Genomic DNA, 12716 nt, shown 5'->3' with positions numbered 1-12716 from the left:
TCGAGGTCAACGCTACGGATCTGCGGTCCTCACCCAGTCCACGCCAAAGCCCCGGGCGTTCCACGTTTTGCTACGCGGACGCCCGGGGCTCGGGGTTGGGACGGTCAGACCGGGTGAAGATCGGCCGGGAGGGACCGTCCCTGGGAGCGCCCCCGCGTGGGGGGAGGGGTGTGGGGGCGCTGGTTCTGGTGGGCTGTCTGCTGAGGTGTCCTCCGGGGCCGTACTGCGAGCAGCAGGTCCCGCAGCGCCAGGAGGGCGATGAGCGCTGCCGGGAGCCCGATCGCGGCCATGCGCACCTGGGGGTTGGCCAGCGCGATGAAGACGTGTCCCACGAGGGGAACGGTCTGCACCACGACGGGCTGGGTGGCGCTGGTGAGGCTGAACTCCCACGGATCCGGGTCCGGGTTGGCGTCGCCCTGGGTCGTGATGACCCCGGCGCCGGTCCTGCCCGGTTCGATCGCGGTGATGCGGTGGGTCACAAGGGTGCTGACCCCGCTGTCGGGGGGTGGCAGGTAGGTGATCACGTCGCCGACCGCGAGGTCGGCCACGGGTACCTGCTTCTCGAAGGCCAGGGAGCCCTTTTCAAAGGTTCCCGACATTGATCCACCGGTGATCACGTAGCGCTCGTAACCGAACAACCCGGGGGCGATGTATGCCGCGCAGGCCAGGGTCACGCCGATGAGGAGCAGGGTCGTCACCGCACGGGTGACGCGGCGTGTGAACTGGGCCAGGTGCGACATCGTCGGCTCCTCAGGATCCGTGGGAGTTGATCGGGGGGATCAGTGGGGCGAGATCACTGGTTGGCGGTCTCGCCGACCAGCTGGACGGCGTTCCACTTGAAGGAGGCCGAAGCGGTCTTGCCCTGCTGGGTGTTGTCAGCGGCCTGGGCGAGGCTGACGGTGAACGTGTAGTCGTTCTTCTCACCGGCAGCGAAGGTGCCGAGCGTGTTGGCGGCGCCGTCGGTCAGGCCGCCGAAGGTGCCCTCGTAGACGACGGGTGCCTTGGTGGTGCCTGCCGTGGTGTTCTTGATGACGAGCTTGAGGTTCTCGCCGGAGAAGCCGTTGGCCGAGACGACCTCGGTGAGGGAGAAGTCGGCGGGCAGGGTGCCGGTGTTCGTGATGGAGAGCGAACCGTTGACGACGTCGCCCGGCTTCATGTTGGGGAGGTTGAAGATCGCGGCGTTGTCCTTGGTGTTGGCCTGCGTCAGCGTGCCGGAGGTGACGGCGCTGATCGTGTTGCCGGTCTCGGAGGAGAAGGTGGCGCCTGAACCGACTGCGATGGCGCCGGCGGCCAGCAGGGTGGCCAGCGGGATCAGGACCTTCTTGGAGCGGCTGGTCGTCTTGGCGGTGGTGGTGGTGACGGCGTTCATGGTGATTCTCCCTGGTGTGTTGTGTGTGAGCCCGGTGCTTGGTGCTGCCGAGCTGATGAGTAGAAATCTACGAAGCCGCGATCCACAGAATCCCTACGCGAAAGCCCCACCACGGCTCCCGTTCGGACACGGTTGGCAACTCTTGGACACATCGGTCTCCAGGAGTCTCCGGATGGCCCTCCCCGTACGATCGGAGCTGGTCCCGAAGCAGTCGTGGCGGTCGAGACGAGAGGTGACACCCGTGGCGCGAGCGAAGAAGAAGGCGGCGCGACCCTCGGGTGGGGCTGCGGCTCCGATGAACCCGATGGCGGAGCAGGTCGGTCCGGACTTCTACGACGTCCGTGCGATGGCCGACGCGCTCACCGCGCACGACGCGGAGCCGGTCACGCCTGCGGAGCTGGAGGAGCGGCGTACGCGCCACGAGGTGCTGGGGGTGCGCACGGCCGACGAGCAGTGGATCTTCCCGACCTGGCAGGTGAACGACGCCGTCGTGCTGCCCGGGTTGGACGAGGTGCTGACCGCCTTCGCCGGTCACCCGGCGTGGTCGGTGGCGCTGTGGCTGCGCACCCCGCGTGAGGAGTTGGCCGAGCGTACGCCCCACGAGGCGTTGGTGGCTGGCGAGATCGCGTCGGTGGTCGAGTTGGCCGGAGTGGTCGCTGCGCGCTGGGCCTGAGCACTCGCCGACCTGGTCGGAATGGAATGCCACGCAATGGTGTTGGGGCAGTCGTGAGCATCCGTCCGAGCACCGCAGGCGACCTGTTGACCCGTCGCCTCGTCGTGGACCTCGGACGTACGCAGAGCACGCGCTGTCGTTGATGACATCTGGCGCGCGCTCCTGATCTTTGACCGTTTTCGGCGAGGTTCGCGCGCCACTCCGGTTCGACCAACTTCCTTGGCCGACGGCGTGCCTCTTCCGGTAGCTGTCGAGCTGCCACTTCTGTGAAAGGCAACTCATGAGTTCCTCCACCACTGCGGCGCCCACCCAGCGCCGTCGCTGGCTGCCGTCGTTCGGCGTACAGGTCCTGATCGGGCTCGTGCTGGGCGTCGTCCTCGGCTACGTCGCCCGCGAGATGGGGCCGGCGGGTGTCGACGCCGACGGCGTGGTCGACCCCAACTGGCTCACCGAGACCCTGACCACGGTCGGCAGCATCTTCGTGACGCTGCTGCGGGCGATCGTGCCGCCGCTCGTCTTCCTGGCCATCGTCGCCTCGATCGCCAACCTCCGCGAGGTCACCGGCGCGGCTCGTCTGGCGTGGAAGACGCTGGTCTGGTTTGCCGGGACCGCGCTGATCGCGGTCGTCATCGGCATCGTGCTGGGCCTGGTCATGCGTCCCGGTGAGAACACCAGTGTCTCCCCGGACGCCGCCGCCGACCCGGGCCGCAGCGGCTCGTGGCTCGACTTCCTGAACGGCTTGGTGCCCTCCAACTTCCTCGGACTTGGCGCCAGCGCCGGTGGGGACGGCTCGGTGAGCCTCTCCTTCAACGTGCTCCAGATCCTGGTGGTCGCGATCGCCTTCGGCATCGCCGCCCTGAAGGTGGGGGAGGCCGCCGAGCCCTTCCTGGTCTTCGTACGCTCCGCCCTCGCCGTCGTGCAGAAGGTGTTGTGGTGGGTCATCCTGCTCGCGCCCATCGCCACCGTCGGCCTGCTCGGCAACGCTGTTGCGTCGTACGGCTGGGATGCGCTGGGTTCGCTCGGCACGTTCGCGATCGCCGTCTACGTGGGTCTCGCGTTGGTCCTCTTCGTGGTCTACCCGCTGCTGCTGAAGGCCAACGGGATGTCGATCAAGCAGTTCTTCTCCGGGGCCTGGCCCGCGATCCAGCTGGCCTTCGTTTCGCGTTCGTCGATCGGCACGATGCCGCTGACCCAGTCGGTGGCCGAGCGCAACCTCGGCGTGCCGCGCGCGTACGCCTCGTTCGCCGTGCCCCTGGGTGCGACCACCAAGATGGACGGTTGCGCCTCGATCTACCCGGCGATCTCGGCGATCTTCGTGGCGCAGTTCTTCGGGCTCGAGCTCGGTCTCACCGACTACCTGTTGATCGCCTTCGTGGCGGTGATCGGTTCGGCTGCGACTGCTGGTGTGACCGGCGCCGTGGTGATGTTGACGCTGACCCTGTCGACCCTGGGTCTGCCGCTCGAGGGTGTGGGTCTGCTGCTCGCCATCGACCCGATCCTCGACATGGGCCGTACGGCGACCAACGTCGCCGGTCAGGCACTCATCCCGGCGATCGTCTCGAAGCGTGAGGGGATCCTCGACGAGAAGATCTACGCCGCCGCGCGTGACGGCGAGATCCTCAAGCCGGAGCAGCCGATGGCGGTCGCCGCCTGACGGGCCACCGTGCCCACTACGCGGTGCCCAGGTGTCACCTGGTGACACCTGGGCACCGCACAACGTCATGAACCCGCTGCCAACTGAGGCTAGCCTTGCTTTACTGGAATCATTCCAGAATAGAGGGCACAATGGTTCTATTGCACGGAGCAGCAACCAGGCCCGTTCCGGCCTTCAGAAGAGAGGACGTCTCATGACCCAGACCTTCAACTCCCCGCACACCGCACACCCCGCCTTCCAGGCCTCGCCGCAGCTCGGCGAGCACCTTCAGCACGTGCTCGTCAACCTCACCGACCTCCACCTGCAGGCCAAGCAGCTGCACTGGAATGTCGTCGGCAAGAACTTCCGCGACACCCACCTGGTGCTGGACGAGGTGACCGATGCCGCCCGCGAATTCTCCGACACCGTCGCTGAGCGGATGCGTGCCGTCTACGCCCTCCCGGACGCCCGCGCCAAGACGGTGGCCGCGGTGTCCAGCCTGCCCGAGATCCCGAACGACGAGATCTCCACCGGCGACACCGTCGACGCGATCACGGCCTCGTTGTACGAGGTGGCCGGCACCATCCGTCGGGTGCACGACGCCGTCGACGCAGAGGACCCGACCTCGGCCGACATCCTCCACACGATCCTCGAGCGGCTCGAACAACTCGCCTGGATGATCGACTCCGAGAACCGCGTCGCGAACAGCAGCATCCCGCGTTCGACGACGATCTGACTCCTCGGCCAAAAGACGCCCGTCACCACCTGATCCCAGGTGGTGCCGGGCGTTCGTCGTTGGTGGGTTTCAGAGGACCCAGACGCAGCGGAGTCGGATGCGAGTACGCCGACGCTGACGGGCGCTCATCGGGGGAGGTCGGTCAGGGCGCGGCGGGGCAGTCGAGCGTCTCGGACTCCATGACCCCGGACAACTGGGTGACGAGCCTGGCAAGGGTCAAACGCAGTCGCTGGGTGGCCGTGTAGGGCACGGGAGGTCCTTCCTCGATGTTGGGCTGACGAGGAGATACCCAATTCCCAGCGGATCAACCCTGTATTCGGGGGTGATTATGGTGGTGCCCGCCGGGGCAAGGGGAGGGGAGTCGACTCCCGGGAGTTCCCATGTCAGACAACAGCGCAAACGGCCCGTCCGGAGCGGGCGCCAGCGTGGCGGCGGCCGACATCGCCCCGGCCAAGTGGAGGATCATCGGTCCCGGCCTGGTGGTGGCTGCCACCGGGGTCGGCGCTGCCGACCTGGTCGCCACTCTGGTGGCCGGCAGCAGGTACGGCTACACCCTGTTGTGGTGTGCGGTGCTGGGTTGCCTGATGAAGATCGTGCTGGTCGAAGGCGCTGGGCGGTATTCGCTCGCCTCAGGCCGGACGATCTTCGAGGGGTGGCAGTCCCTGGGCATCTGGACCACTTGGTACTTCGGGATCTACATCGTGATCTGGGGGTTCGTGTACGGCTCAGCCGCCATGGCCGGCACGGGTCTGCCTCTGCGCTCACTCTTCCCGGGTGTCAGCGTCACGGTCTGGGGGATCCTGAGTGGGCTGGTGGGTCTGTTGCTGGTGTGGTTCGGGCGGTACAGCGTGGTGGAGAAGGTCTGTGCCGCGCTGGTGGGGCTGATGTTCGTGGCGATGTGTGGGGCGGCTGCCCTCACGTTGCCGAACCTCGGCGACATGGCCGGTGGTCTCGTCCCGACCATCCCCGGCGACGGCGGCATCATCTACGTGCTCAGCCTCGCGGGCGGTGTGGGCGGCACGATCACGCTGGCGGCGTACGGCTACTGGTTGAGGGAGAAGGGCTGGGTCACGCCGCACCACATGCGGGTCATGCGGATCGACAACGCGGTCGCCTACACCGTCACCGGCATCTTCGTGATCGCCACGCTGATCGTCGGTTCGGAGCTGCTCTACTCGGCCAACATCGCCATCGCCACGGGCGACGAAGGGCTGCTGGACCTGGGTGAGGTGCTGGAGGACCGGTACGGCCAGTGGGCCGGCAAGGTCTTCCTGCTCGGCTTCTGGGCAGCGGCCATGTCGTCGCTGATCGGAGTCTGGAACGGCGTCAGCCTGATGTTCGCCGACTTCTTGGCGCGCGCCCGCAAACTCGCACCGGACCACCCCGACGGCAGGATCGGTGGCCGCTACTACCGCGGTTACATCCTGTGGCTGACGTTCCCGCCGATGGTGATGATGTTCCTCGGCAAGCCGGTCGCGCTGATCCTCGCCTACGGGGTGCTCGGGGCGTTCTTCATGCCGTTCCTGGCGATCACGCTGCTGTGGCTGTTGAACACAGACCGCACGCCTGAGGAGTGGCGCAACAAGCTCTTCTCCAACGTCGCGATGGTGGTCATCACGTTGACGTTCCTCGCGCTCGCGGCCAACGAGATCTGGGGGCAGGTCAGCAAGTTGTGGTGAGGGTGCGCGACGAAGCCTGAGGCCGTGGCTCCTCAGCCTTCACTCTCGCCCTCTGTGGCGGGCGGGGTCGATGGAGCCGTGGCATCCGGGTCGTCCTTGGGCACCATGACGCTCTCGCCGGCGGGGACCAGGCCGCGCCGCACCACGAAGCGCTCCTCCCGGAAGGCCATGAACAGCATCGGCACCATGGCGAAGACGAGGATGAAGACCGGTAGGCCCAGGACGGTGATGACCTGTTGCAGCGTGGCGAGCGCTTCGTCGCCACCCAGGACGATCAGGCTCGCCGCTACTGCGCCCTCCGACACGCCCCAGAACACGCGCTGACGCGTCGGTCCGCCCTCGGAGTCTCCTGAGCAGAGCATGTCCACGACGAGGGAGGCGGAGTCGGAGGAGGTGGCGAAGAAGAGGGCGACCACGACGATCGCAACGCCGGAGACGAAGGTGGCGGCCGGGAAGTTCTCGAAGAAGGCGAACATGGCGAGCGGCACACTGTCGGCGACTGCCGCGGAGAGCTCACCGCCACCGCCGCCGATGCCGTCGATCTCCATGGCCGACCAGCCGAAGATGACGAACCAGATCAGTGTGAAGACCGACGGTGCGACCAGAACCCCACCGACGAACTCGCGGATCGTCCGGCCCCGGGAGATGCGCGCCAGGAAGATCCCCATGAAGGGCGCCCAGGTCACCGTCCAGGCCCAGTAGAAGACGGTCCAGCCGGCCTGCCAGCCCCAACCGCCTTCCTTGGAGAAGTCAGCCATGGCGTCATTCCAGAAGGAGAGGCGCACGACGTCCTGCAGGTAGAACCCGAGGCTCTCGAGGATCTGACGCAGCAGGAAGACGGTTTCGCCGAAGAAGAGTACGAAGAGCATCAGCCCGATGGCGATCCCGATGTTGAGGTTGGAGAGCCGCTTCACGCCCTTGTCCAAGCCCGCGACGATGGAGATGGTGGCCACCACGGTCAGGGTCGTGATGATGACGACCCGCAGCCAGACCGCGTCCTCCAGACCGGTGAGGGAGCTCAGGCCCGCGCTGATCTGTGAGGTGCCCAGGCCCAGCGACACGGCCAGGCCGAAGATCGTGCCGAGGACGGCGAAGACGTCGATGACCTTGCCTGCGGGCCCGTGGATGCGTTCCTTCAGCACCGGGTGGAAGACCGACGAGAAGCGCAGCGGCAGGTCCTTGCGGTAGACGAAGTAGCCGAACGCCAAGCCGGGCAGCGTGAAGATCGCCCAGGTGTGGATGCTCAGGTGATAGAGCGAGATGCTCATCGCGTTGCGGGAGGCCTCGACGGAGTAGGGCTCGACGCCACTGAACGGCGGATTGGCGAAGTGGGACATGGGCTCGGCCACGCCCCAGAACATGAGCACGGTGCCGATGCCGCCAGCGAAGAGCATCGCGAACCACGACACGTTGCTGTACGCAGGACGGTCGTCGTCCTTGCCGAGGCGCAGCGTGCCGTAGCGGCTCAGGGCGACCCAGATGAGGAAGATTACCCAGCTCGTGACACCCAGGATGAAGAACCATCCGAGCTTCGTGACGATCCACTCGCGACCCTCCGCGAACACCTCTCCGAGTGGCCCGGGGAAGGCCAGAAGGAGTGTCAGGATGACGAGCATCAGCCCTGCTGACCAGAAGAAGATGTGGGGGTTGGTCCTCAGTCCGAGCTTGCGGGCGAGTGTTTCCATGCCCGAGTACGTTACGCAGGCCCGGCCGAGAGTCCAGTCAGCCGTTGAGCACGGCGTGTGAGATCAGGTGGTCGAGTTTGCGGATGTCGACGCCCTTGTTGAGCTTGATCTTGATGTGGCCGGCCCGGGTCCACAGCTCAATCTCGGAGTTGAAGTCGAGCATGCGGCCCGCGTTCTCTGACGACCACATGTTGATCGCCGAGTAGGGGAGCGAGTAGATCTCGACCTTCTTGCCGGTCAGGCCCTGCGCGTCACGGACGATCAGACGCTTGTTGGTGAAGACGGCGCTGTCGCGAAACGTCTTGTACGCCGCCCACGTCTGCTCGCCGTCGACGAGCAGGGGGCCGATGTCGTCCGGGATCGGGCATTCGGAAACGAAGGTCCAGGCAGTGATGGCTGCGGTGTCCATGGTTCTCCCTTGGTGTTGGTGGGTCGAACCTAGGAGGATCTTCCCGTTTCAGTTTCGGGTCGCACTCAAGCGCAATCTGAGCTAGACCTAGCCAGCGTCCATGAAGGCATCGAACCGCGCGGCGAGACGATCTCTGTCGGGCTTCTCAGTTCCGCGGCTCGGGACCCACAGGTCACGCCGATCCATCTGCTGCAGTCCGTACTTCAGCATCGGTCCATCGACTTCGGCGAGGACGTCCTCGTTGATGTGCACGACGTAGTCAGGCGAGATGCCCAGAATGTTCTCGTCGTACGCCGCGTGGTGAATCTTGCAGAGCGCAAGGCCGTTCGTCACGACTGGCAGGCCGTCGTCGGTTGAGTCACTCGTGATGTGGGCGGCGTCAAGCAGTGGGACCTTCTTCAGGACGCAGACTGCGCATCGCGCCTCGTATGCGGTCAGAACTCGTGCGCGAAACTCAGGTTGGTGCATGCGCTGCCGGACCACGCGTTCCGCGTATCGGCGCTGATCCTTTGTAAGGTGCGCGGGATCCGGCAGGAACCGCAGACTCTCATCGATTGCGAGCAGGAACCGACGGTGCTCCGGCTCCTCCTTGACAACGAAGACCGGCATGATGGGGACAAATCGACCGTCAGCGACCTTGCGGAGCATCACGATCGGGAGTTCAAGCCGCATGGCCTCTCGCAACTTGATGTTGGAGCCGCCCTGAGGGTCTTGTCCCGCTGGCCGCCTCTCATACGAGTAGCGGTAGAGGGAGTCTCCGTGGTCGCCGTCGTCGTACTCGCTGTTCGGGTCGCTAACGATCGTCAGCGTCGCGGCGTACGTTTGCGGGTTCCAGATGCCTTTGGATGTGTCGAGGATCCGCTGTGGCCCCCATCCGAAATCCACTTGTGTGAGCCATTGGCGGGTGAGGGTCGGGTTCGAAGCGAACTCTGTCGCCAACGCGTGCATGAGCGCTTCCCGCTTGGTGAATTCCTGCGACAGGTCTGGCACCGCCTCAGGATGGCAGCTCGTCCCGGATTGCAAGGTGAATCATCGAACTTCCTTGATCCCACATCTTTGCGACCGGGACGGTTCGTGCCTACTTACCTGTCACCCCCGTGCCCTAAGGTCGTCCGAGACCCACGTACGGAGGCTCCTGTGACCAGCACCCCCGACGACGTCCTCGTCGTCGACCACCTCGTACGACGCTTCGGCGACTTCACCGCGGTCGACGACGTCTCGTTCCGGATCGCGCCCGGGGAGACGTACGGCCTGCTCGGGCCCAACGGCGCCGGCAAGACCACGGCGATTTCCGTCATCGCCGGCCTGCTCAAGGCCGACGGCGGCTCGGTCACCATCGCCGGGGAGACGATGCGACCCGACGCCGTGAGCGTGAAGCGCCACATCGGGCTGGTGCCGCAGGACCTGGCGCTCTACCCCGACCTCTCGGCCCGGGAGAACCTGGTCTTCTTCGCCAAGCTCTACGGTCTGCGCGGCAAGGAGCTGGCCAGTCGGGTCGACGAAGTGCTGGAGACCATCGGACTGGCCGATCGCGCCAAGGACCTGAGCAAGGAGTATTCCGGCGGCATGAAGCGCCGACTCAACATCGGCGTCGGCCTGCTGCACCGCCCCACCTTGCTGATCCTCGACGAACCGACCGTCGGCGTCGACCCGCAGTCGCGCAACTCCATCCTCGAAGCCGTCGAGGCACTCTCCGGTGAAGGCATGGCGGTGCTCTACACGACCCACTACATGGAGGAGGCCGAGCGCCTCTGCGACCGGATCGGGATCATCGACACCGGCCAGCTCCGCGCCGAAGGCACCCGCGACGAGCTGATCCGCCTCACCGGCGGCACCGACACCATCCGTCTCGGCGGCCGGGTCGACACCACCGGTCAGGAAGAGGCAGCACGCTCCATGCGTACGCTCCACGGCGTCGAACGGGTCGACGCCGACCGACACTCGCTCAGCCTCACCGTGCACGACGCCCCGACGCTGGTGGCTGAAGTCGTACGCATGGCTGCGGAGGCCGGCATGAAGCTCACCGACGTCGAGATCTCCCGCCCCGACCTCGAGTCGGTCTTCCTGCACGTCACCGGCAAGGCCCTTCGAGACTGATGCGGCGCTGACATGAGCACCCTGCTGACCCTCGTCGCCCAAGGCCTGCGCCAGGGCCTGCGGGACAAGACCGTGATCCTCTTCGGGTTCGTCGTCCCCCTGGTCCTGATGTTCGTCTTCAACCTCGTCTTCGGTGACACCGACGAGCGCGAGTTCGAGCCCTTGACGGTCGCAGTGGGCGCGCAGGCGGGTGACCAGATGGTCGGCGTCGTCACCGACGTGCTCGGTGACCTGGACAGCGAGACCCTCGACGTCACCGTCGTGGAGGTCGACCCGGACGAGAGCCGAGCGATGGTCGCCGATGGCGACGCCGGACTCGCGATCGTCTTCCCCGACAACTTCGGCGGCGCTGCCCAGATGGGGACGCCGACCACCGTCGACGTACGCCGCGGCGAGGACGCCGGGGTCGAGGCTGACGTCGTGCTCTCCGTCGTCGACGGAATCCTCCAGCAGTTCGGCGACGCCGCGACCACGGCTCGAGCCGGGCTCGCGGAAGGACTCGACGCGGAGCAACTGGCCCAGGTGGCCCAGGCCTCGGTTGAGGGCGCCGGGTATGCGATCGAGGAAGGTCAGGCCGACGACCAGCAGCTCTCCGCCGGCGGCGCCCTGGTTGCCGGCCAGGCCGGTCTCTTCCTCCTCTTCACCGTCAGCTTCGGCGTCACCGCGCTGCTCGTCGAGCGTGAGAACGGCACCCTGGCCCGCTTGCGCTCCCTGCCCCTGCCCGCGTGGCAGATCACCACCGCCAAGGCCCTGGTCAGTTTCCTCACCGGCATGCTCTCCACCGGCGTCCTGCTGACTGCAGGCGGCTTCCTCTTCGGAGCCTCCTTCGGCTCCCTGATCCCGGTCGCCCTCCTCGTTGCCAGCGTCGCCGCCGCCGCGACCTCGGTGATGTTCCTGATCGCCCGGGTGGCGCGTACGAGTGAACAGGCCGGCGTCGCGACCTCCATCGTCTCCATCGTCCTGGGGGTCGGCGGTGGCGCGTTCTTCCCGATCAGTGCGGCCGGGGCGCTCGCCGGCGTGCTCGACCTCAACCCGGTCGCGGCGCTCCTGCGGGGCCTGGGCATCACCTCGGCCGGTGGGGGAGTCGCCGACATCGGTGTGCCCGTCGCCATCATGCTGGGCTTCGCCGTGGTGATGCTGCTGGTCTCCCGGCTGGTCCCGGACCGAGGAGCGATGGCATGAGAAGCGTCGTCACCATCGCCCTCAACGAGCTGAAGCGCTACATGCGCGACCGGTCCAACATCTTCTTCGTGCTGATCTTCCCGCTGCTGCTGGTCATGTTGATCGGCATCCAGTTCGGGGAGGGCGCCACCACCGGACGCGCCGCCGTCGTGGGCGACGACAGCGACCTGCGCTCCGTCATCTCCGAAGAGCTCGGCGACCAGGAGGTCGACGTCAGTCACGGTGAGTGGGACGCCGCGTTGGAGCAGCTGGCCCGCGGACGCCTCGACGTCGCGGTGCGGGTCACCGCCGAGGCGGCCGCGGCGCACGACGAGGGCCGCGAGGTCGAGGTGGAGATGGTGACCGGGTCGTCGTTCGCGGCCCCGATCGTCGAGCAGAACGTACGCTCCGCGCTCTCGACCCTAGGCGCCCAGCGGGCCCAGGAGCAGGCCCTGATCGACAAGGGTGTCGACCGCGATCGTGCAGTCGCCGCACTGGAGCGGGCTCGCGCGGAGGTGCAAGCTCCCCGGCTCGAGGTCACTTCCGTCGACGCCGAGGCGCAGGAGTTCGAAGGCCTGGGCCAGTTCGACTTCGGGGCCGCCGGCCAGCTGCTCCTCTTCGTCTTCCTGACCACCCTCACCGGCGCTTCCACCCTGATCCAGTCGCGCCGCGAACGCGTCGTGCAACGGATGATGACGACCCCGATGACCGGCGCCCAACTGATCGCAGGACAGACCCTGGGACGCTGGGTGCTCGGCGCCTTCCAGGGCGCCTACATCATGGTGGCGAGTTCACTGCTCTTCTCCGTGAGCTGGGGCCACGTCCCCACGGCGCTGGTCGTGCTCGCCGTCTTCGCCCTCGTCGGTGCCGGTGCCGCGATGCTGCTCGGCACCCTGGTCGACAACGAGGGCGCCGCCGTCGGGATCGGCGTCGGTCTGGGGCTGACCCTGGGGGCCCTCGGTGGGTCGATGTTTCCGCTGGAGTTCTTTCCCGACACCATGCGTCGCGTCGCCAATGTGACGCCGCACGCCTGGGGCTACGAGGCGTTCGCGGAGCTGCAGCGCCGCGACGCCACCCTGGTCGACGTACTGCCCCAGATCGGGGTCCTGGGGGCGATGGCGCTCGTCCTGGTCACCCTCGGGGCATGGTCGCTGCGACGGAGCCTGCAGCGCGCCATGTGAGGCCCGCGCCGGTCGCAGCAAGACTGGTCCAGACCACTGACGGCGAGTCGGGTGAAACTGTCGGCCCGCGTTCCTAAGGTCGTCTTGTCACGG

12 protein-coding genes are annotated in these 12716 nt (G+C 66.8%); 7 read left to right on the top strand and 5 right to left on the bottom strand.

Annotated features, from left to right (window positions below; genetic code table 11):
- Positions 1-104: 104 nt before the first annotated feature.
- Together DNK52_RS09855 and DNK52_RS09850 are read right to left on the bottom strand one after the other, a co-directional pair.
- Positions 105-740 carry a signal peptidase I gene (locus DNK52_RS09855; protein WP_110240831.1) on the bottom strand — a complete coding sequence of 212 codons (636 nt, stop codon included), beginning with the start codon at positions 738-740 and terminating at the stop codon, positions 105-107.
- 53 nt (positions 741-793) lie between these two features.
- Complete coding sequence (locus DNK52_RS09850; protein WP_110240830.1) at positions 794-1369, bottom strand: M73 family metallopeptidase; 576 nt, start codon at positions 1367-1369, stop codon at positions 794-796.
- Between the two features lie 241 nt (positions 1370-1610).
- Between DNK52_RS09850 and DNK52_RS09845 the strand changes: the two genes are divergently transcribed.
- The 4 genes from DNK52_RS09845 (at position 1611) to DNK52_RS09830 (ending at position 6090) form a co-directional block, all read left to right on the top strand.
- On the top strand, positions 1611-2042 hold the full coding sequence (locus DNK52_RS09845; RefSeq protein WP_162598714.1) for a hypothetical protein: 432 nt from the start codon (positions 1611-1613) through the stop codon (positions 2040-2042).
- A 280-nt stretch (positions 2043-2322) separates the two neighbouring features.
- A complete protein-coding gene (locus tag DNK52_RS09840) occupies positions 2323-3696 on the top strand; it encodes a dicarboxylate/amino acid:cation symporter (protein WP_110240828.1) in 1374 nt (457 codons plus the stop codon).
- Positions 3697-3889: 193 nt separating this feature from the next.
- The gene (locus tag DNK52_RS09835) at positions 3890-4411 is read left to right on the top strand and encodes a Dps family protein (RefSeq protein WP_110240827.1); all 522 of its coding nucleotides are present in this window, start codon (positions 3890-3892) and stop codon (positions 4409-4411) included.
- 380 nt (positions 4412-4791) lie between these two features.
- Positions 4792-6090, top strand: a complete 1299-nt coding sequence (locus DNK52_RS09830) for an Nramp family divalent metal transporter (RefSeq protein ID WP_110240826.1) — start codon at positions 4792-4794, stop codon at positions 6088-6090.
- 32 nt (positions 6091-6122) lie between these two features.
- On the opposite strand, the gene DNK52_RS09825 is transcribed toward DNK52_RS09830, so the two are convergent.
- The 3 genes from DNK52_RS09825 to DNK52_RS09815 all read right to left on the bottom strand — a co-directional run bounded on the left by DNK52_RS09825 (position 6123) and on the right by DNK52_RS09815 (position 9174).
- Complete coding sequence (locus DNK52_RS09825) at positions 6123-7775, bottom strand: BCCT family transporter (protein WP_110240825.1); 1653 nt, start codon at positions 7773-7775, stop codon at positions 6123-6125.
- A 37-nt stretch (positions 7776-7812) separates the two neighbouring features.
- Positions 7813-8184, bottom strand: coding sequence for a PH domain-containing protein (locus DNK52_RS09820; protein WP_110240824.1), 372 nt, complete (start codon positions 8182-8184; stop codon positions 7813-7815).
- A gap of 87 nt (positions 8185-8271) precedes the next feature.
- A complete protein-coding gene (locus DNK52_RS09815; RefSeq protein ID WP_204163479.1) occupies positions 8272-9174 on the bottom strand; it encodes an HNH endonuclease in 903 nt (300 codons plus the stop codon).
- Positions 9175-9321: 147 nt separating this feature from the next.
- On the opposite strand from DNK52_RS09815, the gene DNK52_RS09810 reads away from it, so the two are divergent.
- From DNK52_RS09810 to DNK52_RS09800, 3 genes are read left to right on the top strand one after another with little or no spacing between them, the layout of a single operon-like run.
- Positions 9322-10281, top strand: a complete 960-nt coding sequence (locus DNK52_RS09810; protein ID WP_204163478.1) for an ABC transporter ATP-binding protein — start codon at positions 9322-9324, stop codon at positions 10279-10281.
- A gap of 12 nt (positions 10282-10293) precedes the next feature.
- Positions 10294-11463: an ABC transporter permease gene (locus DNK52_RS09805; RefSeq protein WP_110240822.1), complete on the top strand. Its 1170-nt coding sequence runs from the start codon at positions 10294-10296 to the stop codon at positions 11461-11463.
- Positions 11460-12623: an ABC transporter permease gene (locus tag DNK52_RS09800; RefSeq protein ID WP_110240821.1), complete on the top strand. Its 1164-nt coding sequence runs from the start codon at positions 11460-11462 to the stop codon at positions 12621-12623. The genes DNK52_RS09805 and DNK52_RS09800 overlap by 4 nt, the downstream gene beginning before the upstream one ends.
- Positions 12624-12716 lie beyond the last annotated feature (93 nt).

The sequence above is a fragment of the Nocardioides gilvus genome (assembly GCF_003194605.1).
Classification (GTDB): Bacteria; Actinomycetota; Actinomycetes; order Propionibacteriales; family Nocardioidaceae; genus Nocardioides; species Nocardioides gilvus.
Note: the sequence above shows the minus strand (reverse complement) of the source record. Positions and strands in the feature narration are given on the sequence as shown.

Bases quoted from the DNA above. Each gene is read 5' to 3' on its own strand.
- DNK52_RS09855 (WP_110240831.1), bottom strand. From the start codon at position 740: ATGTCGCACCTGGCCCAGTTCACACGCCGCGTCACCCGTGCGGTGACG.
- DNK52_RS09850 (WP_110240830.1), bottom strand. From the start codon at position 1,369: ATGAACGCCGTCACCACCACCACCGCCAAGACGACCAGCCGCTCCAAG.
- DNK52_RS09840 (WP_110240828.1), top strand. From the start codon at position 2,323: ATGAGTTCCTCCACCACTGCGGCGCCCACCCAGCGCCGTCGCTGGCTG.
- DNK52_RS09835 (WP_110240827.1), top strand. From the start codon at position 3,890: ATGACCCAGACCTTCAACTCCCCGCACACCGCACACCCCGCCTTCCAG.
- DNK52_RS09830 (WP_110240826.1), top strand. From the start codon at position 4,792: ATGTCAGACAACAGCGCAAACGGCCCGTCCGGAGCGGGCGCCAGCGTG.
- DNK52_RS09825 (WP_110240825.1), bottom strand. From the start codon at position 7,775: ATGGAAACACTCGCCCGCAAGCTCGGACTGAGGACCAACCCCCACATC.
- DNK52_RS09820 (WP_110240824.1), bottom strand. From the start codon at position 8,184: ATGGACACCGCAGCCATCACTGCCTGGACCTTCGTTTCCGAATGCCCG.
- DNK52_RS09805 (WP_110240822.1), top strand. From the start codon at position 10,294: ATGAGCACCCTGCTGACCCTCGTCGCCCAAGGCCTGCGCCAGGGCCTG.
- DNK52_RS09800 (WP_110240821.1), top strand. From the start codon at position 11,460: ATGAGAAGCGTCGTCACCATCGCCCTCAACGAGCTGAAGCGCTACATG.